The sequence below is a fragment of the Microbacterium sp. bgisy207 genome, assembly GCF_965345035.1.
In the GTDB taxonomy this organism is placed as follows: Bacteria; Actinomycetota; Actinomycetes; order Actinomycetales; family Microbacteriaceae; genus Microbacterium.
The window spans coordinates 20,794-41,633 of sequence record NZ_CBDRMG010000002.1; the positions used below are offsets into that span (position 1 = coordinate 20,794).

21 protein-coding genes are annotated in these 20,840 nt (G+C 68.7%); 17 read left to right on the forward strand and 4 right to left on the reverse strand.

The window, feature by feature from the left end; genetic code table 11:
* Positions 1–127 precede the first annotated feature (127 nt).
* From ACSGC5_RS01740 to ACSGC5_RS01755, 4 genes are read left to right on the forward strand one after another with little or no spacing between them, the layout of a single operon-like run.
* Complete coding sequence (locus tag ACSGC5_RS01740; RefSeq protein WP_434968881.1) at positions 128–1,330, forward strand: polysaccharide pyruvyl transferase family protein; 1,203 nt, start codon at positions 128–130, stop codon at positions 1,328–1,330.
* Between the two features lie 46 nt (positions 1,331–1,376).
* Entirely contained in the window at positions 1,377–1,826 is a 450-nt protein-coding gene (locus tag ACSGC5_RS01745; protein WP_434968882.1) for an FAS1-like dehydratase domain-containing protein, read from the forward strand.
* The gene (locus tag ACSGC5_RS01750) at positions 1,823–2,248 is read left to right on the forward strand and encodes a MaoC/PaaZ C-terminal domain-containing protein (protein ID WP_434968883.1); all 426 of its coding nucleotides are present in this window, start codon (positions 1,823–1,825) and stop codon (positions 2,246–2,248) included. The genes ACSGC5_RS01745 and ACSGC5_RS01750 overlap by 4 nt, the downstream gene beginning before the upstream one ends.
* On the forward strand, positions 2,248–3,399 hold the full coding sequence (locus ACSGC5_RS01755) for a UDP-N-acetylmuramate dehydrogenase (RefSeq protein ID WP_434968884.1): 1,152 nt from the start codon (positions 2,248–2,250) through the stop codon (positions 3,397–3,399). The genes ACSGC5_RS01750 and ACSGC5_RS01755 overlap by 1 nt, the downstream gene beginning before the upstream one ends.
* A 56-nt stretch (positions 3,400–3,455) precedes the next feature.
* Here the strand turns inward: ACSGC5_RS01755 and ACSGC5_RS01760 are convergent, their stop codons facing one another.
* Complete coding sequence (locus ACSGC5_RS01760; protein WP_434968885.1) at positions 3,456–4,655, reverse strand: pyridoxal phosphate-dependent aminotransferase; 1,200 nt, start codon at positions 4,653–4,655, stop codon at positions 3,456–3,458.
* Between the two features lie 131 nt (positions 4,656–4,786).
* Here ACSGC5_RS01760 and ACSGC5_RS01765 point away from each other — a divergent pair, with 131 nt between their 5' ends.
* From ACSGC5_RS01765 to ACSGC5_RS01785, 5 genes are all read left to right on the forward strand, one after another.
* Complete coding sequence (locus ACSGC5_RS01765; RefSeq protein WP_434968886.1) at positions 4,787–5,719, forward strand: ABC transporter ATP-binding protein; 933 nt, start codon at positions 4,787–4,789, stop codon at positions 5,717–5,719.
* Positions 5,716–6,582 (forward strand): ABC transporter permease, encoded by an 867-nt coding sequence (locus ACSGC5_RS01770; RefSeq protein WP_434968887.1) that lies wholly within the window; start codon positions 5,716–5,718, stop codon positions 6,580–6,582. Before ACSGC5_RS01765 ends, ACSGC5_RS01770 begins: the two co-directional genes overlap by 4 nt.
* 39 nt (positions 6,583–6,621) lie before the next feature.
* The gene (locus tag ACSGC5_RS01775) at positions 6,622–7,788 is read left to right on the forward strand and encodes a sensor histidine kinase (RefSeq protein ID WP_434968888.1); all 1,167 of its coding nucleotides are present in this window, start codon (positions 6,622–6,624) and stop codon (positions 7,786–7,788) included.
* Entirely contained in the window at positions 7,785–8,408 is a 624-nt protein-coding gene (locus ACSGC5_RS01780) for a response regulator (RefSeq protein ID WP_434968889.1), read from the forward strand. Before ACSGC5_RS01775 ends, ACSGC5_RS01780 begins: the two co-directional genes overlap by 4 nt.
* 209 nt (positions 8,409–8,617) lie before the next feature.
* A complete protein-coding gene (locus ACSGC5_RS01785; protein ID WP_434968890.1) occupies positions 8,618–10,339 on the forward strand; it encodes an acyl-CoA dehydrogenase in 1,722 nt (573 codons plus the stop codon).
* Between the two features lie 43 nt (positions 10,340–10,382).
* Here the strand turns inward: ACSGC5_RS01785 and hypB are convergent, their stop codons facing one another.
* The 3 genes from hypB to ACSGC5_RS01800 form a co-directional block, all read right to left on the reverse strand.
* Entirely contained in the window at positions 10,383–11,204 is an 822-nt protein-coding gene (hypB, locus tag ACSGC5_RS01790) for a hydrogenase nickel incorporation protein HypB (protein WP_434968891.1), read from the reverse strand.
* A complete protein-coding gene (locus ACSGC5_RS01795) occupies positions 11,179–11,559 on the reverse strand; it encodes a hydrogenase maturation nickel metallochaperone HypA (RefSeq protein ID WP_434968892.1) in 381 nt (126 codons plus the stop codon). Before ACSGC5_RS01795 ends, hypB begins: the two co-directional genes overlap by 26 nt.
* An 84-nt stretch (positions 11,560–11,643) precedes the next feature.
* Entirely contained in the window at positions 11,644–12,630 is a 987-nt protein-coding gene (locus ACSGC5_RS01800; protein ID WP_434968893.1) for an AraC family transcriptional regulator, read from the reverse strand.
* 126 nt (positions 12,631–12,756) lie between these two features.
* Between ACSGC5_RS01800 and ACSGC5_RS01805 the strand changes: the two genes are divergently transcribed.
* From ACSGC5_RS01805 to hypF, 8 genes are read left to right on the forward strand one after another with little or no spacing between them, the layout of a single operon-like run.
* Positions 12,757–13,359, forward strand: a complete 603-nt coding sequence (locus ACSGC5_RS01805) for a DUF1641 domain-containing protein (RefSeq protein ID WP_434968894.1) — start codon at positions 12,757–12,759, stop codon at positions 13,357–13,359.
* Positions 13,356–14,327, forward strand: coding sequence for a hydrogenase (locus tag ACSGC5_RS01810; protein WP_434968895.1), 972 nt, complete (start codon positions 13,356–13,358; stop codon positions 14,325–14,327). Before ACSGC5_RS01805 ends, ACSGC5_RS01810 begins: the two co-directional genes overlap by 4 nt.
* Before the next feature lie 17 nt (positions 14,328–14,344).
* Positions 14,345–15,955, forward strand: a complete 1,611-nt coding sequence (locus tag ACSGC5_RS01815; RefSeq protein WP_434968896.1) for a nickel-dependent hydrogenase large subunit — start codon at positions 14,345–14,347, stop codon at positions 15,953–15,955.
* Positions 15,956–16,008: 53 nt separating this feature from the next.
* Positions 16,009–16,548 carry a hydrogenase maturation protease gene (locus ACSGC5_RS01820; RefSeq protein ID WP_434968897.1) on the forward strand — a complete coding sequence of 180 codons (540 nt, stop codon included), beginning with the start codon at positions 16,009–16,011 and terminating at the stop codon, positions 16,546–16,548.
* On the forward strand, positions 16,541–16,852 hold the full coding sequence (locus tag ACSGC5_RS01825) for a hypothetical protein (protein WP_434968898.1): 312 nt from the start codon (positions 16,541–16,543) through the stop codon (positions 16,850–16,852). Before ACSGC5_RS01820 ends, ACSGC5_RS01825 begins: the two co-directional genes overlap by 8 nt.
* Positions 16,852–18,036 (forward strand): hypothetical protein, encoded by a 1,185-nt coding sequence (locus ACSGC5_RS01830; RefSeq protein WP_434968899.1) that lies wholly within the window; start codon positions 16,852–16,854, stop codon positions 18,034–18,036. Before ACSGC5_RS01825 ends, ACSGC5_RS01830 begins: the two co-directional genes overlap by 1 nt.
* A gap of 34 nt (positions 18,037–18,070) precedes the next feature.
* Positions 18,071–18,511, forward strand: a complete 441-nt coding sequence (locus ACSGC5_RS01835; RefSeq protein WP_434968900.1) for a hypothetical protein — start codon at positions 18,071–18,073, stop codon at positions 18,509–18,511.
* Positions 18,512–18,536: 25 nt separating this feature from the next.
* Positions 18,537–20,837, forward strand: coding sequence for a carbamoyltransferase HypF (gene hypF / locus ACSGC5_RS01840; RefSeq protein WP_434968901.1), 2,301 nt, complete (start codon positions 18,537–18,539; stop codon positions 20,835–20,837).
* Positions 20,838–20,840 lie beyond the last annotated feature (3 nt).

A 20,840-nucleotide genomic window follows, 5' to 3' on the forward strand; every position in this document is an offset into this window, starting at 1 on the left:
GGGCGCCCCCACCCGGACACCGTGATCGTACTGCCCCGAGGTGACCGTTGCGTCCGCGGCCCCGTAGGGTTGACAACGCCACGGATCTGTGGCGGCCTCCCCCTCTTCTCGAACGCTGGAGAAAGCCGTGTCAGTTCTCATCATCGGTGATGTCGGCGCGCTCGAGGGCATGTTCCACATCGGGGATGAGGCGATGTTCGAGGTCGCGGTCGTCGAGCTGGCGCAGCGTGGTCGTGACGCCATCGGTGTGAGCTCCCATCCCGCCGAGACCGCCGCTCGGTACGGCATCCCGGCGGTGCCGCGGCTCGGGTTCGAGGGGCTGGGTCGCGTGGAGGCCGCGCGGCGCGCGGAGCACCTGCTCGCGGTCGCCGCAGGCACGGCCAGGCTCGAGCCGGAGGACCCGGCACGAGAGACCATCGCGGCGCTCGATGCGGCGGAGGCACTGGTGAACGCTGGCGGCGGCAACCTCGCGTCCCGGTGGCCCACTCACGTGTTCGAACGCTCGACGCTGGTGAGTATGGCGCGGATGCGAGGGCTGCCGGTCGTCGTCACCGGACAGACGCTCGGTCCTGACCTCGATGCGCCCGATGACGCCGTCGTGGCACGGATGCTGCGCGAGGCCGCCCTCGTGGGGGTGCGCGAGCCGGACACCGCCGCGCTCGTGGCGTCGTGGGGGGTGCCTGCGACGCTGAACGTCGATGACGCTTCCTTCCTCGGTCTGTCAGAGCGCGATCCGGTGCGTGGGGCTGGCGGAGGCGTGGTCGTGAGCCTGTCGGGGTGGTTTGCGGGACGACCGGCGGATGAGGTCGAGCAACGGATCGCGATGCTCGTCGATGCCGCCGCGCTCGCGGTCGGGCCGGTGTCGTTTCACGCTCACTTCGGCCCGCTCGATCCGACCGCGCCGCCACGCGGCGATGCGGCAGTGCACGAGCGGATCCGCACGCGCATGTCTCAACCGTCCACCGTCGTCCCGACGGGCACATCCCGGGAGGCCGCGGACCTGGTGCGCAGCGCCGATCTACTCATCACCTGCCGCTACCACCCCGCCGTGTTCGCCACGCCGGCCGGTACGCCCGTGCTGGCACTGTCGGCGGATCGCTACACCCGGATCAAGCTCCGCGGTGCGCTCGGTCACTGGGGACAGCGCAGCGTGATCGACCTGGATGATCTGCCGGATGCTCCACGTCTCCTGGCGGACCTCACCGCCAGGGCCGACGAGATCCGGGGCGAGGCGGCGGAGCGTCTGCCGGGTCTTCGGGCGGCGTCGCAGCAGTGGTGGGACACGGTCTGCGCAGTGATCGAGGGGAGCGCGGCATCCGCCAAGCGGTAGCCACCGCGCCAAGGACCGGTCCGGGGTCGCTCGATAGGATGGGCTAGTGCCTGTGAACCCTGAACTGGTGGGGCGGGACTTCCCGCCCACCGCGCCGTACCTCGTGGGACGCGAGAAGGTCCGCGAGTTCGCCCGCGCCGTGTTCGCGGATGACCCCCAGCACACCGATCCCGATGCCGCGCGCGCGCTCGGCTACGCCGACGTCGTCGCCCCGCCGACCTTTGCGATGGTCATCCAGGACCTCACGCTGCAGCAGCTGCTCGCCGTGCCGGACTCCGGGATCGAACTGCACCGGCTCATCCACGCCGAGCAGCGGTTCGCCTACACCCGTCCGATCGTCGCCGGTGACGAGCTGGTGGCGACCCTTGCCATCACGCAGGTGCGCCCGTTCGGCAAGGGCGCGATGGTCACGAGCGAGGCCACCATCACGGATGCAGACGACGCCCACGTCGTCACGGCGACGTCCGTGCTGCTGGTGGGAGGAGATGACGAATGACCGAGAACGTCACCGATGCCTCCGGTATCGCCGTGGGGGATGTCGTCGCCGAACGTACGGTGCATCTCACGCGCGAGTCGCTTGTGCGCTACGCCGGCGCATCCGGGGATTTCAACCCGATCCACTACCGCGATGACGTCGCCGCATCCGTCGGACTTCCCGGCGTGCTCGCACACGGGATGCTCACGATGGGCCTTGCCGTCGAGACTGTCGTGCCCTGGCTCGCAGATGCGGGTCGCATCCTCGACTACGGCGTCCGCTTCACGCGGCCGGTCGTGGTGGACCCGGATGCCGGAGCCGACGTGACCGTCAGGGCGACCATCACCGCGATCGACGACGAGGCGGTCACCGTCGAACTCGCGGTGACGGCAGCCGACACCGCGGTGCTGGGCAAGGCTCGCCTCCGCGCCCGCCGAGACTGATGCCCGAGGTCGCGCCCAGGCCGCTGTCGAGCCTGACGACACTGCGCACCGGCGGTGAGCCCGCCCGCATGTGGGACGCGCACGACCGGGAGGAGCTGGTCGCAGCGCTTCGTGAGGCGTGGGCGACGGGCGAGCCGTGGTTCGTCCTCGGGGGCGGGTCGAACCTCTTCGTGGGCGATGAACCGTTCGAGGGCACCGTCGTGCGCATCCTCACCCGCGGCATCGAGCGGCTTCCCGCACCCGCGCCCCAGGTCGCCCGCCTCCGGATCCAGGCCGGACACGACTGGGACGACCTCGTCGCGCACACCGTGACGGAGGGGCTCTCGGGCATCGCCGCGATGTCGGGCATCCCCGGGACCGTGGGTGCGGCGCCGGTCCAGAACGTCGGCGCGTACGGTCAGGAGATCGTGCAGACGCTGGTGGAGGTAGAGCTCATCGACGCAGACAGCGGTGAGGTCTCGACCGTGCCCGCAGCCGAACTCGGTCTCGGGTTCCGGACGTCGGTTCTCAAGCATCACTACGGGTCCGAGCCGATTCGGCGTGCGGTCATCCTCTCGGTGACCCTCGATCTGCTCGAGGTGGGGCCGGCTCCCCGGCGACTGCGGGGCGCGCAGCTCCGGCAGGCTCTCGGCCTCGGCGAGGACGACGAGGTCACGCTGCAGTGGGTTCGCGACCACGTCCTTGCCACGCGCGCCCGCAAGGGCATGGTGCTCGATGACGCGGATCCCGATACCTACAGCGCGGGGTCCTTCTTCCAGAACGCCGTGGTCTCGGTATCCTTCGCGCGGACGCTCCCGCCCGACTGTCCCCGGTGGCCCGTGCGCCCCGACGCAGAAGTGGCGATCGCCGACCCGGTACGCATCATCCCGCTCGAGTCCTTCGACGGCTACGTGCCGCCGGCGACGACCTCCGAGCCGGATGTGAAGGTCAGCGCGGCGTGGCTCATCGAGCATTCCGGCATCCGCAAAGGGTTCCATCTGCCGCGCTCCCGCGCCGCCCTCTCGAGCAAGCACGCTCTTGCGCTGACCAACCATGCCGGCGCGACAGCCGCGGAGATCGCGGAGCTCGCCCGCTTCATCCAGGGCCGGGTACAGGCCGAGTTCGGCCTCATCCTGCAGCCCGAACCGGTCCTCGTCGGCGTCGACCTGTAGTCGTCCCGCCGGCGCACTCGGCCGGAGCCGCCCGCCGGGCCCGGGCGACGGCGATGCTAGGAGAACAGGTCCTGCATCCGGCGCACGCCCTCCAGCAGTGCGTCGTCGCCGAGCGCGTACGACATGCGGAGGTAGCCGCTGGGGCCGAACGCCTCACCCGGAACAACGGCGACCTCGATCTCATCGAGAATCAGGTCGGCAAGCTCCAGCGAGGTCTCGACACGTGTGCCGCGCCACTCGCGTCCGAGCAGACCCCGCACATCGGGGTACGCGTAGAACGCGCCGAGCGGTGTCGGAACGGTCACGCCGGGGATCTTCGAGAGCTCCGCGACGATCACTCGACGACGGCGATCGAAGGCCTGCCTCATCCGTTCGGCGTCGGCCTGCGGTCCGGTGAGCGCGGCGATCGCCGCCCGCTGTGCGACGTTGTTGACGTTGCTCGTGAGGTGTGACTGCAGGTTCGCGGCGAGCTTCATCGCGTCGGCAGGACCCACCATCCAGCCCACACGCCACCCGGTCATCGCGTAGGTCTTCGCCACGCCGTTGACGAGAATCGTCTGACCCGCAAGCTCGGGGACAGTCTCGACGATCGAGACCGCGCGGGCGCCCTCATAGACGAGGTGCTGATAGATCTCGTCGGTGATGACCCAGATGCCGTGCGCGAGGGCCCACTCGCCGATGGCCCGCGTCTCTTCCTCGGTGTACACGGCGCCGGTCGGGTTCGACGGCGAGACGAAGACGAGCGTGGTCGTGCGGTCGGTGCGTGCTGCCTCCAACTGCTCGACAGTCACCTTGTAGTCCTGCTCGGCGCCGGCGAAGACCTCCACCGGGATGCCGTCGGCGAGCTGGATCGCTTCGGGATACGTGGTCCAGTACGGCGCGGGCAGAAGCACCTCGTCGCCGGGGTTCACGACGGCCTGGAACGCCTGGTAGACAGCCTGCTTGCCGCCGTTGGTCACGATCACCTGGGCGGGCGTGACCTCCAGACCCGAATCGCGCAGCGTCTTCTCGGCGATCGCCTGACGCAGGTCCGGGAGCCCGGCCGCGGGCGTGTACCGGAAGTTCTTCGTATCCCGGAGCGCCTCCGCGGCGGCATCCACGACGAACTGCGGGGTCGCGAAGTCCGGTTCTCCCGCGGCATAGCTGATGACGGGCCGCCCCGCCGCCTGCAGCGCTTTCGCTTTCGCATCGACTTTCAGGGTCGCCGACTCGGCGATGGCGGAGAGCTTGCGGGAGAGGGGAGCGCGTTCGGTCACGGCAGCAATCGTAGTCGCCGTGGGTGAGGCATCCCCGGGAGCGGATGAGGTGGGGCATCCACCGAATGGTGGATGCCCCACCAGCCCATCGGCCGCTGTTGCCGCGGTGACCGCTGCGGCACGCTGGAAGCATGGACAACGATGCGGTGCGGGTGCGGAACCTGCGCAAGACATACGGATCACGAGCCGCGGTCGACGATGTGTCGTTCGACATCGTCCGCGGTGAGACTTTCGCTCTGCTCGGCCCGAACGGTGCCGGAAAATCGACGACCGTCGAGATCCTCGAGGGGTACCGGCGTCGCACGAGCGGCGAGGTCACGGTGCTCGGCGATGACCCCGGGCACGGCGGACTCGCGTGGAAGGCGCGTCTGGGGATCGTGTTGCAGACGACCGGACAGGCAGGAGCCTTCACCGTGCGCGAGCAGCTGCGCCAGTTCGCGGGGTACTACCCCCGGCCGCGCGATGTCGATGAGGTGATCGCCGCTGTGGGTCTGGAGGAGAAGGCCAACACGCGCATCTCCAAACTCTCGGGCGGCCAGCAGCGCCGCGTCGACGTCGCCCTCGGCATCATCGGCAACCCGGAGCTCCTCTTCCTCGACGAACCGACGACGGGGTTCGACCCGCAGGCGCGGCGAGAGTTCTGGGGGCTCATCCGGGGACTTCAGGGCGAAGGCACCACGATCCTGCTCACCACCCACTATCTCGACGAGGCGGCGCAACTGGCCGATCGGGTCGCCGTCATCGACCGGGGCGTCCTGCAGGCCATCGGCCCGGTGGCGACCTTCGGCGGCGAGGACGCCCGGATGCCGCGGGTGAGCTGGCGCGAGAGCGGAACCCGTCGCACCGAACGCACGCCCGAGCCGTGGCGGTTCACCCGCGCGCTCGCCGAGCGTCTGGGCGGTGAACCCGAAGAGCTCGAGATTCGTCGCCCCACCCTGGAAGACATCTACCTCGGCATGGTCACCGAGCCCAGCGACGCGGATGCCGAGGGCGCGGCCACCGACCGCGATGCCACCGCGGGATCCACCCCCTCGTCTTCTCTCACTTCGGAGGCCCAGCGATGAGTACGTCCCTTCACACCTCGACCGGTCCGGTGTCGGCCGCCAGGCTCAGTCCGTTCCACACGCTGCGCCAGGGCGTCCGGCGCACCGGGTTCGAGATCCGTGGCTACACGCGCTCGCCGGAGTCGATCTTCTTCACCTTCCTGTTCCCGATCCTGATGCTCGCCCTGTTCAGCACGGTCTTCGGCGCCGACGGCGAAGTCAGCTACGGACAGGGGCTTCCGCCGTTGTCGGCGGCGGCGATGTACCTGCCGGGAATGCTCGCGGCCGGCGTCCTGCTGTCGGGTCTGCAGAACCTCGCGATCGACATCGCACTCGAGCGCCACGACGGGACGCTCAAGCGGCTGGGTGGTACCCCGCTGTCGCCGGTGAGCTACTTCGTCGGAAAGATCGGGCAGGTGCTTGTGACCGGCGTCGTCCAGGCGGCGGCGGTGCTCGCCTTCGCGGCGCTCGTCCTCGGCGTCGAGCTTCCCAGCGACCCCGAGTCGTGGCTCACCTTCGCATGGGTGTTCCTGTTGGGGCTTGCGACCTCGGCATTCCTCGGCATCGCGCTGTCGGCGATCCCGCGCAGCGCCCGCAGCGCCTCTGCCGTCGTCATCCCCGTCGCGCTCGTGCTGCAGTTCATCTCGGGTGTCTACCTCTTCTTCTGGCTGCTTCCCGAGTGGCTGCAGAACGTCGCCAATGTGTTCCCGCTCGCGTGGATGGCCAAGGGCATGCGCGCCGTCTTCCTGCCGCCCGAGTACGCGGCGCTCGAGCAGAATGGCGCGTGGGATCTGGGCTGGGTGGCTGTGGCGCTGGTGGTCTGGCTCGTCGTCGGGCTGGTCATCAGTCGGATCACCTTCCGGTGGATCCGACGCGACGCGTAGCCTGAGGCGATCACGCGAGAGGCAGCGGGAGGGGCGACGATGAGCGAAACACGGTGGTGGGACCTTGTGGTCCCTGCCGTGGCAGCGGCCATCGTCGCCCTCATCCTGGTGTTTGCCGCCCCCGATCTGCTGACTCGGATCCTCGTCGCGATCTCGGCTGCATTACTCGTCGTCGCATACTTCACCATGGGTCGGCGGCTGGTTTGTGGCAACGGCAGCGCGCCGCTGGCCGCGGTGTTCGTCATCCTGGTGACGATCTCGATCGGGATCGGTGTCGCTGCGGCGCCCTTCATGGCGATGCTGCAGACGCTTGCCTACCCGCTCGTCTGGGTCTCGGTGCGCACCCGACGCGGCGGCATCGCCGGCTCGGCCGCGATCGGTTTCGGCGTGTTCGTCGGCTTCCTCTTTCGCGGCGGTTTCACACTCGAGTCCTTCTGGGACGGCCTCCTCTCTGGCGGTCTCGCTGTCGTCTTCTCCATCGCGCTCGGGCTGTGGATCTCGAGCATCGCGGAGTACGGCGAGGAGCGGGCACGCCTGGTGACCGAACTCACCGACGCGCAGTCGCAGATCGAGGCGCTCAGTCGTGACCGCGGCGCCGCCGAGGAGAGGGAGCGCATCGCCCGCGACATCCACGACACTCTCGCCCAGACCCTCGCGGGCCTCGTCCTCCTGAGCGAACGTGCGGGCCGGCAGGCCAGGGACGGTCGAACGGATGCCGCGGCGGAGGCGATTGCGACGATCGAGCAGACCGCGCGCGAGGCGCTGGCCGAATCGCGGGCGCTTGTCGCCCGCATGGCTGCCGTGCCCGCCGACGAGGCACTGGCCGCCGCCATCGAGCGCCTCGCCGCGCGCTTTCGGGCGGAGGTCGGTCTCGCGATCGACGTCGATGTGGCGGCGGGAGTGGATCTGGACCGCGAGCAGCAGGTGGTGCTGCTTCGCTGCCTGCAGGAAGCGCTCGCGAACGTCCGCAAGCATGCCCAGGCGACTCTGGTGACCGTCGCTGTCGCGAGCGACGTCGACGGGGTGCGGATGACGGTTCGCGACGACGGCGTCGGCTTCGACACGTCGGCGGCGCGGACCGGCTTCGGGCTCGATGGCATCGGCGACCGCGCGACGCTCGCGGGCGGCTCGGTCGAGGTGGTCTCGGAGCCGGGGCGGGGCGCGGTGCTCACGATCGTGCTGCCGCGGGCGGGAGTGACCGCGTGATCCGTCTTCTGCTCGCTGATGATCACCCCGTCGTGCGCGCGGGGCTTGCCGGCCTGTTCGCCGATGAGGAGGGATTCGAGGTCGTCGGCCAGGCATCCGATGGCGCGCAGGCTGTCGCACTTGCCGAAAGCGAGCGGCCCGATGTCGTCCTCATGGATCTGCGGATGCCGGTGCTCGACGGCGTGGCCGCCACAGCGCGCATCGTGGCTTCGGGTCCGGATGCGCCGCGCGTGCTCATCCTCACGACCTACGAGAGCGACGACCAGATTCTCGCGGCGATCGAGGCGGGTGCTGCCGGTTACCTTCTCAAAGCTGCCCCACAAGACGAGATCGTCGCGGGAATCCGTTCGGTGGCCGCCGGACAGACGGCGCTGTCGCCGGCGGTCGCGGCGCGGCTGGTGTCACGGATGCGGGAGCCCGCGGCATCCGTGGCCCTCACTCCACGTGAGATCGAGGTACTGCGCCTCGCGGCGCGCGGCCGCAGTAACAAGCTCATCGCCGCCGACCTCGGGATCGGCGAGTCGACAGTGAAGACGCACCTGCTGAAGGTGTTCGAGAAGCTCGAGGTCGCCGACCGCACCCACGCCGTGACGGTAGCCCTGGAGCGCGGCCTCATCTGACCCTCCGGTCCCCGCGCCCCGCCCCTGCCACCCTCGCTGAACCCACAGAGTCCGGCGCGAGCCCACAGGACTTGCGTGCCGAAAGCTGTGGGTTCGGCGCGGAAGATGTGGGTTCGGCGGGAAGAGAGATGGATGCTGCGCGGACGGATGACACGGAGTGTCACGTATCATGAGTCTCAGTTCCACTTCCGTGTGAAAGCGAGTCCGCCATGGCCGACACCTCTGCCTACGTCCCTCCCGTCGACGACTATGCGTTCCTGTTCGCCGAGGCGTTCGGAACCGATCTCGTGGCGCGCGCCACGGGGGGAGCGTTGTCCGCCGAGGATGCCGTCGATGCCCTCTCGGCGGCGGGAGAGCTGGCGGCCGAGGTGCTCGCACCGCTGAACGCATCCGGCGACCGCGAGGGCGTGACGGTCGTGGACGGCCAGGCGAAGACCCCGTCCGGGTTCCCCGAGGCCTATCGCGCCGTCGTGGAGGCCGGCTGGATCACCGCCGAGGCTCCCGAGTCCGCGGGCGGTGACGGGTTGCCGGCGCTCGTACAGGCGGGCCTGGGCGAGATGTGGAACGCGGCCAACACCTCTTTCGCGCTGTGCAGCGCGCTCACGACGGGAGCGATCCACGCGCTGGATGCCTACGCCTCCGACCAGCTGCGCGAGCAGTACCTCACGCGGCTCGTGAGCGGCGAGTGGACCGGGACGATGAACCTCACCGAGCCGCAGGCGGGCACCGACCTCGGCGCGATCCGCACGATGGCCACGCCGAACGGGGACGGCTCGTGGTCGCTCAAGGGCCAGAAGATCTTCATCACGTGGGGCGACCACGATGTCGCAGGCAACATCGTCCACCTGGTCCTCGCGCGCACCCCGGATGCTCCCGAGGGCGCGAAGGGGATCTCGCTGTTCGTCGTCCCGAAGTACCTGCTCGATGCCGACGGCAACGCGGGGGAGCGCAACGCCGTCACGACCGTCTCGGTCGAGCACAAGCTCGGCATCCACGGCAGCCCGACCTGCGTGCTGGACTATGAGGGCGCAACCGGCTACCTCGTCGGCGAGCTCCACGGCGGGCTCGCCGGAATGTTCGTCATGATGAACTCTGCCCGCGTCGGTATGGGTCTGCAGGCCACCGGTATCAGCGACCGTGCGTACCAGCGGGCGCGGGCATATGCCGAGGAACGCATGCAGGGGTCGGTCCTGGACCGTCCCGCGGGGTCGCCCATCGCCGAGCATCCCGATGTGCGTCGCCTGCTGCTGTCGATGGCCAGCGAGATCAGCGCGATGCGCGCGCTCGGCGTCCTCGTCGGTGACCTGTTCGACCGCGCCGACAACGAGGACGGCATCCGTCTGGCAGAACTGTTCGTGCCGATCTTCAAGGGCTGGACGACCGAGGAGGCGCTGCGGATCACCTCGGACGCGATCCAGGTGCACGGCGGCATGGGTTTCATCGAAGAGTCCGGTGCCCCGCAGCATTACCGCGACGCCCGGATCATGCCGATCTACGAGGGCACCACCGCTATCCAGGCCAACGACCTGATCGGGCGAAAGGTCATCCGCGACGACGGGGCGACGGTCGGGCGTGTGCTCGACGAGGTCTCGGAGGCGGTCGCGCAGCTGCGGGGAGTGGACCATCCGGTCGCGGCGCGCACCGCAGATCGACTTGAGACGGCGCGTGCGTCAGCCCAATCCGCGACCGCTCAGCTCCTGCGGTTCGGGATGACCCGGGACGCATACGCCGTGAGTGTCCCGTACCTGATGCTGCTCGGGTTCCTCGCGGGCGGGCTCATGCACGCGCGGATGCTCACCGCCACCCTCGCTCACACGAGCCCGACGGATGCCGATGTGCGCCGCATCCGGGAAGCCGACGCCTACGGGGTGTACCACCTCTCGCGGGTCGCCGGGCTCGCGGAGATCGTCGCTGCCGGCGAGGTCGCCTGACCCGCGGCGGGATCGGCGGATCGCTGATCCGGCGCCGCCGACGTCAGCGCTCGCTGATCGCCGAGGTCGACGCGGTGATCTCCGATATCCAGGAGAACCACTCGTCGAGCCCGTCCCCGGCCTTTGCGCTGGTGAGGATGACGCGCGCCGTGGGGTTCACGGCGCGCACATTCGCGAGAAACGCGTCGAGGTCGAAATCCAGGTGGGGGAGCAGGTCGGTCTTGTTCACGACCACCACGTCCACCGATCGGAACATCACCGGATACTTGAGGGGCTTGTCCTCCCCCTCGGTCACCGAGGCGACCATCGCGCGGTGGTGAGCGCCGGTGTCGAACTCGGCCGGACACACGAGGTTTCCGACATTCTCGATGACGACGAGGTCGAGAGCATCGAGCTCGAGGCCGCGCAATGCGCGGTCGACCATGGGAGCGTCGAGGTGACACTCGCCACCGAACCCGTTGCCGGTGTTCAGAAGGGAGATCTGCGCGCCGTAGCCGGTGAGTCGGTCCGCGTCCAGAGCTGTCTCGATGTCGCCTTCGACGATCCCGACCCGCACGCGCCCCTCGAGTTCGGCCAGGGTTCGCTCCAAGAGGGTCGTCTTTCCCGCTCCGGGCGAGGACATCAGGTTGATCGAGACGACGGATGCCGCATCCAGAGCGCGCCGATTCCGCGCCGCGGCGGCGTCGTTCTCGCTGAAGATCCGCTCGAGCACGTCGATCCGCTCCGCACCGGTTTCGTACCCGGAGTGATCGCCGATGTGGTCCTCGCCGTGGGTATGACCGGAGTCGTGGTTGTGGTCGTGGTGATCGTGATCGTGGTCGTGCGAATGCACAGTCCCGTCATCGTGGCGGTGAAAGCGACCCATCTGACATCCCCTCCTGCTCGCCGACCTCCATTGACCGGACGAGGAACTCCTCCCCAGATCGTACGACCACCGAACCGCTTCCGCACGACGCGCACACGAGGATGGGTACACCCGTGATCGTCGAGTCGGCGGAGCATTCGCGGCAGGCGACGACGGCGGGTACCGACGTCACCTCGAGGCGGGAGCCCGCCAACGAGGGCGAACTCTCGCAGACGATGCCCCAGCAGTACACGAGGGTCTCGGGAACCACCTGTCGGAGCTGACCGACGTCCAGCTGGATGGACAACACCGGGCGGCCGCCGCTGGATCGTTCGGCGATCGCCGCGATAGAACGGCACAGCGAAAGCTCGTGCATCCGTTGCTCCGATCGACGACTCGGCTGTTGCTTCTGTGCTCCCTCACCCTAGAGCCGGCGTCCGCACGCCGGGAAGCTGCCGTGTCAGTGCGCTCGCAGCGTGCGGGAGGGGGACTCTCCGAAGCGCTCGCGATACTGGATGGCGAAGCGCCCGACGTGGGTGAATCCCCACCGCTGGGCGATTCCTGCCACCGTCGCGCCGCGCCGCGGATCGGCGTCGGCGAGTTCGGCCCGCACGCGCTCCAGCCGTCGGTCGCGCACGTAGGCGGACGGGGTCGTGCCCAGCCGGCGACGGAAGGACTGTTGCAGGTGGCGCGGTGAGACATGCACGGCCTGCGCGAGGCTCTCCAGGCGAAACGGCTCGGCGAGGTGCTCTTCGATGTGCGTCATCGCATCCGCCATGAGACCGGATGCCGCCTCCTGTCGAAGCGCTGCGGAGTGGTTCGACGGCTGCAACAGCAAGAGCGACGACACCAGCAGATCGGTGATGCTCTGGCGGCCGAACGGAAGCGTCAGGAGCGATCCGTCGATCATGGACTCGGTGCTCAGCAGCTGCACGGCAATGCTCCAGCGGATCGACTCGGGTGAGCTCAGCTCGAAAAGGGGGTCGAACCGCAGGGGTTCACCGACGCGCCGACCCAGCATCCGCGCGAGGGCGGCCTCGACCGCCGCGCGCTCGAGGCGCACCAGGAGCTGGGGGGCATCCGGAGTCATCTCGAGACGTACCCCGACGCCCGGGGAGAGCACGATCGCCTGCACCGTGCTCGTGCGCACCGGAAGCCCGTCGATGCGCGCTGAGAGCCCCCCGCCCTGGTTCATGCACACGATGACGGCATCCGAGGCCGAGGGGATGTCGACGGTCGTGGCCGCGCCGATGTCCAGGTACGCGAGCGAGATGGAGTCGAACTGTCGGACGAACAGTGCGCCGTCGAGCGCGGCGCGGCCGTCGTGCGTGGCGAGCGTGGCGCGCCCGAGGATCGCACTGATCTCGGCGGCCAGCAGTCGCGGGTCATCGGTGCGAATCGATGGGGCGCCGGCGAGGGCCGGTGGCGTGCGCAGGGGACGAGTCACAGTGCCTCCGAGAGGTTCGCATTCAGGATAGTTCATGCGCCAGATGGATACATCGTGTGTCGTTTGAGGGATACATTCATGCCAGGGGCCCGTCATCGCAGAGGGCCTTGATCGGAGGCCGATGGCATGAGCGCGGTGTTCACCACTGACGACGTGAATGAGATCACGGGCGCCGACATCGAGGCCGAGCGACTGCGCCAGCGCCTCGCGGATCCCGAAACCGTCGCATCCCTGAACCACCTGCTGGACAACGCCGAACTGGTCGCGGGCCTGTTGGACGTGGTCGGCGGCTTCTTCGCCCACTCCGACAACATCGTCGAAAACGTTGCGACCAGCTACCACGAAGCGGTGGCGATGGTCACGGAGAGCCCTGTCGGCAAGCGCGCCGTCGCCGCGGGTCCTGCGCTCCTGAAGGTTGCGGATCAGGCGATTCCCGTGCTCGAGCACGTCGCGGATGCCGACCTCGTCGAGAAGATCGGCTCCTCGGGCCTGCTCGAACCCGCGCTTCTTGATCTGCTGACACGCCTCGCCGCAGGCGTGGGCCGTGCCACGGAGCAGGCGCAGGCCGAAGCGGAGCAGAAACCGCCGAGCATCCTGGCGATCAGCGGCATGACCCGCGATCCGGACGTTCGACGGGGCCTGGCCTTCACGCTGCGAATCGTCAAGGAACTCGGTCGCTCCCTTCGCGAAGAGGATGAGGCGACCGCAACGGAAGGAGAGCGGCCATGACCAGCGTGCTGTGGTTGCAGGGTGGTGCCTGTTCGGGGAACACCATGTCGTTCCTCAACGCCGACGAGCCCAGCGTCGTCGACCTCATCGTGGACTTCGGACTCGAGGTGCTCTGGCACCCGACCCTCGGCCTCGAGATGGGGGTGAAAGCGCAGAAGATCTTCACGGACTGCGCGGAGGGAAAGCGACCGCTGGACATCTTCGTGTTCGAAGGGACCGTCATCGAAGGCCCCGACGGCACCGGTCGCTTCGACATGTTCGCCGACCGTCCCATGAAGGACTGGGTGACAGACCTCGCTGAGGCGGCATCCATCGTCGTGGCCATCGGCGACTGCGCCTGCTTCGGGGGGCTGCCCGCGGTGGCCCCCAACCCCAGCGACTCGACGGGACTCCAATTCCACCGAAAGGCAAAGGGTGGCTTCCTCGGCGCTGACTGGCGCAGCAAGTCGGGCCTGCCCGTGATCAACATCCCCGGTTGCCCCGCGCACCCGGACTGGATCACGCAGATCATCGTCGCCCTGGCCACCGGGCGCGTCGGCGACATCGCCCTCGATGACCTCAACCGACCCCAGACCTTCTTCACCCAGTTCGTCCACAACGGCTGCACCCGCAACACGTTCTTCGAGTTCAAGCAGTCGACGATGAGCTTCGGTGAGGGCACGCGCACCGGGTGTCTGTTCTACGAGTTCGGATGCCGCGGCCCGATGACCCACGCGCCGTGCAACCGCATCCTCTGGAACCGCCAGTCGTCCAAGACCCGTGCAGGTATGCCCTGCCTCGGGTGCACCGAGCCCGAGTTCCCGTTCGCCGACCTCATGCCGGGATCGGTCTTCAAGACGCAGCTGATCGCCGGCGCCATCCCCAAGGACCTCCCGCCCGGAGAGGACCACGTCACGTACATGGCCATGGCCGCCGCGGCGCGGATCTCCGCACCCAAGTGGTCCAAAGAGGACATGTTCGTCGTCTAGCCCGAAAGGCACAGCACATGAGTTCTACCGTCGATCTGCACGTCAGCCCCCTCGGCCGTGTCGAGGGCGACCTGGACGTGCGCGTCACCATTGAAGACGGCGTCGTGACGGATGCCTGGACCCAGGCGATGATGTTCCGCGGATTCGAGACGATCCTGCGCGGCAAGGACATGCGCGCGGGGCTCATCATGACCCCGCGCATCTGCGGGATCTGCGGCGGCAGCCACCTCTACAAGGCGTGCTACGCGCTGGACACCGCGTTCCAGACGTTCGTGCCGCACAACGCGACGCTCGTTCGCAACATCGGTCAGGCCGTCGAGACGCTGCAGTCGATCCCGCGGTACTTCTACGCGATCTTCGCGATCGACCTCACGCACGAGAAATACAAGGCGTCGCCGCTGTACGAGGAGGCGTGCCGCCGGTTCTCGGCCTACGTCGGCACGAGCTACCAGCCCGGTGTCGTGCTCAGCCAGAAGCCCGTCGAGATCTACGCCATCTTCGGCGGACAGTGGCCGCACTCCTCCTTCATGGTCCCCGGCGGCATCATGGGTGCACCCACCCTCAGTGACGTCACGCGCTCGCACGCGATTCTCGACAACTGGAAGAACGCGTGGCTCGAGAAGCAATGGCTCGGCTGCACGGTCGACAGGTGGCTCGAGAACAAGACGTGGGAGGACATCCTCGCGTGGGTGGAGGAGAGCGACGCTCATCGCAATTCGGACTGCGGCTTCTTCATCCGGTACGCCCTCGACATCGGACTCGACACGTACGGCCAGGGCTGGGGGAACTACATCGCCGCCGGCACGTACTTCGATCCCGCTTCGTATGACCGGCCGACCATCGAGGGACGCAACGACGCTCTCGTGGTCCGGTCTGGCGTTTACGCGAACGGCTCCCACCACGAGTACGACCAAGCGCGCGTGAGCGAGGACGTCGCCCATTCCTTCTACCGCGGCGACGATGTCGTGCACCCCTTCGATGGGGAGCAGAACGCGATCGACCCGGAACTCGGCGCGAAGCAGGACAAGTACTCGTTCGCGAAGGCGCCGCGCTACGACGTCCCCGGCGTCGGACGTCTCCCGCTGGAGGCGGGGCCGCTGGCGCGGCAGGTCGTCGCGGGAAAGCCGCAGACGAAGGACTTCCAGGACTATGACCCGCTCTTCACCGATGTCATGGCGCAGAAGGGCCCTTCGGTTCTGGTGCGTCAGCTCGCGCGCATGCACGAGGCGGCGAAGTACTACAAGCTCGTGAAGAACTGGTTGAACCAGATCGACCTGCACGGCTCGTTCTTCGCGGAGCCCACCGACCCCGTGTCCGCGCGCGGGTACGGCGGCACCGAGGCCGCGCGCGGTGCGCTTCAGGACTGGATCGTGATCGAGGACGGAAAGATCGCGAACTACAACGTCATCACGCCGAGCGCCTGGAACATCGGGCCGAGGGACAAGGACGCTGTCGTCGGTCCGATCGAGAAGGCGCTCATCGGCGCTCCGGTGTACGACCTCGAAGACCCCGTCGAACTGGGACACGTCACCCGCAGCTTCGACGCGTGCCTGGTGTGCACCGTGCACGCGTACGACGGCAAGACCGGGCGGGAGATGTCGTCGTTCGTCATCAACAACATGTGCTGAGCGTGGGAGAGCAGGGAACGAGAGACGCGGCGCACGGCGGAGAGCCTGCGCAGGTGCTCGAGCCTGTTCATCCGTGGCGTCTGATCGACGACGGACAAGAGCATCCGCGCGTCGATCTGCTCATCATCGGATGCGGCAATATTCTCCGTGGGGACGACGCTGCGGGGCCTGTCCTGATCCGGCGGCTGTGGGAATCCGGTCCGGTTCCGGACCGGATTCGGATCGCGGACGGGGGGACGAGCGGTATGGGCGTGGCTTTCGAGATGCGCCATGCGGACAGGGTGTTGATCATCGATGCGTCCCGCACGGGAGCAGAGCCGGGAACGCTGTTCGCGGTTCCCGGAGACATCGTCGCCGAACTACCCCCGGCCGGCGCGATGGGAAGCCACGATTTCCGGTGGGACCACGCGATTGCCTTCGGCCGGTGGCTCCTGGGTCCTCTCATGCCTGATGACATCGACGTCCTCCTCATCGAGGGAGGCTCCTTCGCCTTCGGTGACCCGCTCAGCCCGGTCGTCGACACGGCCATCGAGCGGGCGCTCGAGATCGTACGTCAGCGCATCGCGTCCCTTGCGGAGTCCGGTGATGACTGACGAGGTGGAGCAGGTCACTGTGGAGTTCACGCCCGAGGGACACCTCCGGCTCCCCGCGCAGTTCGCCCGCGCCCATTTCCCCGACGACCGGATTGCGGCCCTGCGTGCCCCGACGGGCGAGATCGTCGTGATGCCGGTCGGCGTCGCCGCTTCCGGCGGCCTCATGCTCAAGCAGCGAAACGTCGCGGGTGACCGAAGCGTCCTGCTGCGAGAGGCGCTCGCCGACGACTACCCGGTGGGATTCGTCTCCGCGGAGTGGTCGCGAAAGCGTCGCCGGCTGACCATCATCGAGGAGCGTGCCTGATGACCCAGATCGCCCGTCCCCAGCCCCTCGGCGCCTTTCCGCTGCCGGCCGGGCTCTTGCTCGTCGTCGGCGAGGGCACGGATGCCGTTCGGGAGTCGCTGGTGTCGGGCCGCCTCCCCGCGGCGTGGCCGGACGTGCTCGAGGGCATCCGACTTGCCTACGAAGGACGGGTCGAGGACGCCGCTGTTGTCTTCGCGGCATCCGATCGCCCAGTGGATCGGTACAACCTGTTCGTCGTGGATCCCGACAGTGTGACGCGCGCGGAGGTCACCGCGGCGCTCGGTGAGCAGTGGCGCCCCCTGGTCGACCACGTCGCCTTCACCCTGGGGCACACCAGCATCCCCCCCGAGGTCGGATCGGCTACGGGCGAGGTAGCCGCCCTCGTCCTCACGTCGCAAGCAGCCCACGCGCTGGCCGATGGCGACGAGGACGAGGCGGTGGAGTGCCTGCGGGCCGCCGCCCAGCAGGCGCGCGGCATCGCGTCCGCGTTCGCGGGTGTGATCCTCAGTGAGCTCGCCGGCCGCGCGCATGATCTCGCTGATGCCGATGAGGCCGTTGCGCTCTTGAAGGGCACGGATCTCCGGTCGGCGTATGCGGAAGCGCTCTATCACCGCGCTGGACTGATCCACGGGCTGGCAATAGAAGGTCGGCGGTCGGTCGCGGAAGCGATCCAGGGATACACCGACGCGCTCCGCCTCCTGGATGAGTCCGACAACCGGCCCTTGTTCGCTCGTCTCCACTTGAATCTCGGCACGGCGTACTTGGCGGCGCCGGTCATGTCCGATGCCGACATGCTGCGCGTCGGGATCGCGATCCAGTCGCTGCGCACCGCCGCGCGGCTGCTCGATGAGAAGGATGATGCCGAGGAGTGGGCGAGCGCGCGGCTGAACCTGGCGAATGCCCTCGTCTACGCCCCGTCGGCCCGACAGCGCGACAACCTGATGGAGGCGGTGGACCTCTACGAGGTGGTGCTGCGCACCCGCTCGCCGAAAAAGGATGCACTCGGGCGCGCCCGCGTGCTCTCCAACCAGGGGAATGCGCTGGCTCATCTCGGGCTCCTGGAGGATGCGCGCGGACGATTCGACGAGGCGGAGTTCCTGTTCGCCTCGAAGGGCGACGAGAACTCGGCGGCGATCGTGCGCGATCTGCGCGATCAGTTGGTGGCGGCGGGCAGCTCGGCGTGATGCCGGCCCGCCAGGACGAATGGGGAGGAATCCGATGACGATGCTCGACACTGACACCTTGGAGAGCACGGCTGCCCGACTGGATGCGGCGGTCGCGGACATCAGCCGGCTCGACCCCGCAAGCCGGGCCGTCGCCGAGGAGTTCGCGCTCGCCCTGGATGCCGTGTCGAAGGACGGGCTGACAGCGATCGTGCGGAGGCTGCGCGAGGACCCGCGGGGCAAGGAACTGCTCTTCGAACTCGTCGACGATCCGGCGGTGCGGATGCTGCTCGGCATGCATGGCATCATCCGGATGCCCGACCCGTCCGCCACGGCCGAGGCGACCGCTCCCGCCGCGGCGCCGAACTCGACGCGCGCCGTCGCATTCGTGAGCCTCGAGTCCCTGTTCCGCGGTCCCGGAGCAGTATCGGCGGGCGCCTGTGGAACCGGGGCGGGCTCGTGCGGCCCCGAGGGCTGTGGCTGCGGCGGGCACTGACACGCCACGCTTCGGCGTCGCTGTCGTGCCCACCACGCGCGTGGCGGTGACCGTGCACGGTGTGGTGCAGGGTGTCGGTTTTCGGCCGCATGTCGCCCGTGCCGCCGCGGCGTGCCGCATCACGGGCTGGTGCGGCAACGACGACGAAAGCGTGTTCATCGAGGCGCAGGGAGACCCTGTGGCAATCGATGAGTTCCTCCGGGCGGTGCGTGAGGAAGCGCCCGCGCTCGCGCACATCGACGACATGAGCACTCTCCCGCGGGACGTGATCCCGGGAGAGAGCGGCTTTCGGATCGTCGCGAGCCGACGCACGGAGGGGGCTCGTACGCTGATCCCGCCGGATGTCGGATGCTGCGACGACTGTCGCCGCGAACTGCGCGACCCGACCGATCGGCGGTACGGGTACCCCTTCATCACCTGCACGAACTGCGGCCCGCGCCTGAGCATCATCCAGGATCTTCCGTACGACCGGCCATTGACGACGATGTCGGTCTTCCCCATGTGCGCCGCGTGCCAGGCCGAGTACGAGGACCCGCTCGATCGGCGCTACCACGCGCAGCCGATCAGCTGCTTCGACTGCGGTCCGACTCTGACGCTCACCGATTCGACCGGATCGCCGCTGCGCTCCGCAGCGGCGGCGCTGTCAGCCACTCGATCCGCGCTCCGAGAAGGGCGCATCATCGCGGTCAAGGGCCTCGGTGGATACACCCTGCTGTGCGACGCTCGCAACGACGTTGCCGTGCGACGCCTGCGAGATCGCAAGCGTCGGCCCGACAAGCCGTTTGCGGTGATGGCGGGGTCCATCGAGGAGGCCTCGCGCATCGCCAGGCTCGACCCGACGGCGGCACGCGACATGGCGGGCCCTGCGCGCCCCATCGTCATCGCCGACACAGCGGAGGGCTTCGACCTCGCGCCCACCGTCGCCCCGAGGCTGTCGCGGATCGGCATCATGCTGCCCTCGGCCGCGGTCCACGAGCTCCTGCTGGACCCGACCGACGTCGTCGTCGCCACCAGCGGGAACGTCTCGGGCGACCCGCTGTGCTATCGGGACGATGACGCCGTCGCGGTGTTGGGGGGCATTGCCGATCTGTTCCTCACGAACGACCGCGGCATCCATGTTCCCGTTGAGGATTCGGTCCTCGTCGCAAATGACGGCGCGCCGGACCCGATTCCGATCCGGCGCAGCCGCGGATACGCCCCGCTGCCGATTCGGCTGCCCCCCGCCGAGAGTGCCGGTGTTGTCCTGGCCGTCGGCGGAGAACTCAAGAACACGTTCGCGATCGTGCGCGACGGGCGCGCCTTCCTCTCCGCGCACATCGGCGACATGGGGTCGCTCGCCTGCCAGGAGGCGTTCGAGCGCGGCGTCGTCCAGTTCGAGGGTCTGCACCGGAGTGCGCCGGCATTGCTCGTCGCCGATCTGCATCCTGACTACGCGACCACGCGGTGGGCCGAACGCGAAGCCGAGCGCACGGGTACCCCCCTGGTCCAGGTCCAGCATCACCACGCGCACGCGCTGAGCCTGCTCGCCGAACACGGCGCCGTCGGTACACGTGTCGCGGTCGCCACCGTCGACGGCACCGGCTGGGGCGATGATGGGACGATCTGGGGCGGTGAGGTGCTGGTGCTGGGGGCGGACCCCCTCGACTACCACCGCGCCGCGCATGTGCCGAGCTTTCGTCTCGTCGGTGGCGACGCCGCCGCCCGTGCGCCATGGCGCGCTGCGGCGGGTCTCCTGCGGGACTGGGACATCGATGGGTCCGCCATCCCTGCGACGCTCGATGCGCCGCCGGCAGAGCTGGCCCTCGTCCTTTCACAGCTGGACGCGCCGGACGCCCCCGGGGTCGTCGCGACGACAAGCCTGGGCCGGGTCTTCGATGCGGTCGCGGCGATTCTCGGCATCCGTCTACGCATGACGTACGAGGCGCAGGCAGCGATGGAGCTCGAGGCGGCAGCGGACGCGTGCGTTCACGGCGGCCACGGTGATGTGCCCGGCGACCTGCCGGCGCTTGTCGCCGACATCGTCGACCGGATGCGGGCAGGAGAGGCAGTGCCGTGCCTCGCGCGCAGGTTCCACGACGGCGCCGCCACGTGGATCGCGTCCGCGCTCAGTGATCTCGTCCGATCGGGGCGCGCTGACGCGGCCGGCCTGTCGGGTGGGGTCGCGCAGAACCGCATCGTGCTGCGTGGGGTGCGGTCTAGACTTTCCCGCGACGGCGTCCCGACGATGTTTCACCGTCGGGTACCCGCCGGAGACGGCGGCTTGAGCCTCGGCCAAGCCCTCGCTGGACACCTGATGATCGCCGGTCGGTCCGGCGGAGGGGAGTGAGCC

Excerpts from the sequence above, each read along its gene's own strand:
- ACSGC5_RS01750 (WP_434968883.1), top strand. The coding sequence starts at position 1,823 with ATGACCGAGAACGTCACCGATGCCTCCGGTATCGCCGTGGGGGATGTC.
- ACSGC5_RS01755 (WP_434968884.1), top strand. The coding sequence starts at position 2,248 with ATGCCCGAGGTCGCGCCCAGGCCGCTGTCGAGCCTGACGACACTGCGC.
- ACSGC5_RS01765 (WP_434968886.1), top strand. The coding sequence starts at position 4,787 with ATGGACAACGATGCGGTGCGGGTGCGGAACCTGCGCAAGACATACGGA.
- ACSGC5_RS01770 (WP_434968887.1), top strand. The coding sequence starts at position 5,716 with ATGAGTACGTCCCTTCACACCTCGACCGGTCCGGTGTCGGCCGCCAGG.
- ACSGC5_RS01775 (WP_434968888.1), top strand. The coding sequence starts at position 6,622 with ATGAGCGAAACACGGTGGTGGGACCTTGTGGTCCCTGCCGTGGCAGCG.
- ACSGC5_RS01785 (WP_434968890.1), top strand. The coding sequence starts at position 8,618 with ATGGCCGACACCTCTGCCTACGTCCCTCCCGTCGACGACTATGCGTTC.
- hypB (WP_434968891.1), bottom strand. The coding sequence starts at position 11,204 with ATGGGTCGCTTTCACCGCCACGATGACGGGACTGTGCATTCGCACGAC.
- ACSGC5_RS01795 (WP_434968892.1), bottom strand. The coding sequence starts at position 11,559 with ATGCACGAGCTTTCGCTGTGCCGTTCTATCGCGGCGATCGCCGAACGA.
- ACSGC5_RS01805 (WP_434968894.1), top strand. The coding sequence starts at position 12,757 with ATGAGCGCGGTGTTCACCACTGACGACGTGAATGAGATCACGGGCGCC.
- ACSGC5_RS01810 (WP_434968895.1), top strand. The coding sequence starts at position 13,356 with ATGACCAGCGTGCTGTGGTTGCAGGGTGGTGCCTGTTCGGGGAACACC.
- ACSGC5_RS01815 (WP_434968896.1), top strand. The coding sequence starts at position 14,345 with ATGAGTTCTACCGTCGATCTGCACGTCAGCCCCCTCGGCCGTGTCGAG.
- ACSGC5_RS01825 (WP_434968898.1), top strand. The coding sequence starts at position 16,541 with ATGACTGACGAGGTGGAGCAGGTCACTGTGGAGTTCACGCCCGAGGGA.
- ACSGC5_RS01830 (WP_434968899.1), top strand. The coding sequence starts at position 16,852 with ATGACCCAGATCGCCCGTCCCCAGCCCCTCGGCGCCTTTCCGCTGCCG.
- ACSGC5_RS01835 (WP_434968900.1), top strand. The coding sequence starts at position 18,071 with ATGACGATGCTCGACACTGACACCTTGGAGAGCACGGCTGCCCGACTG.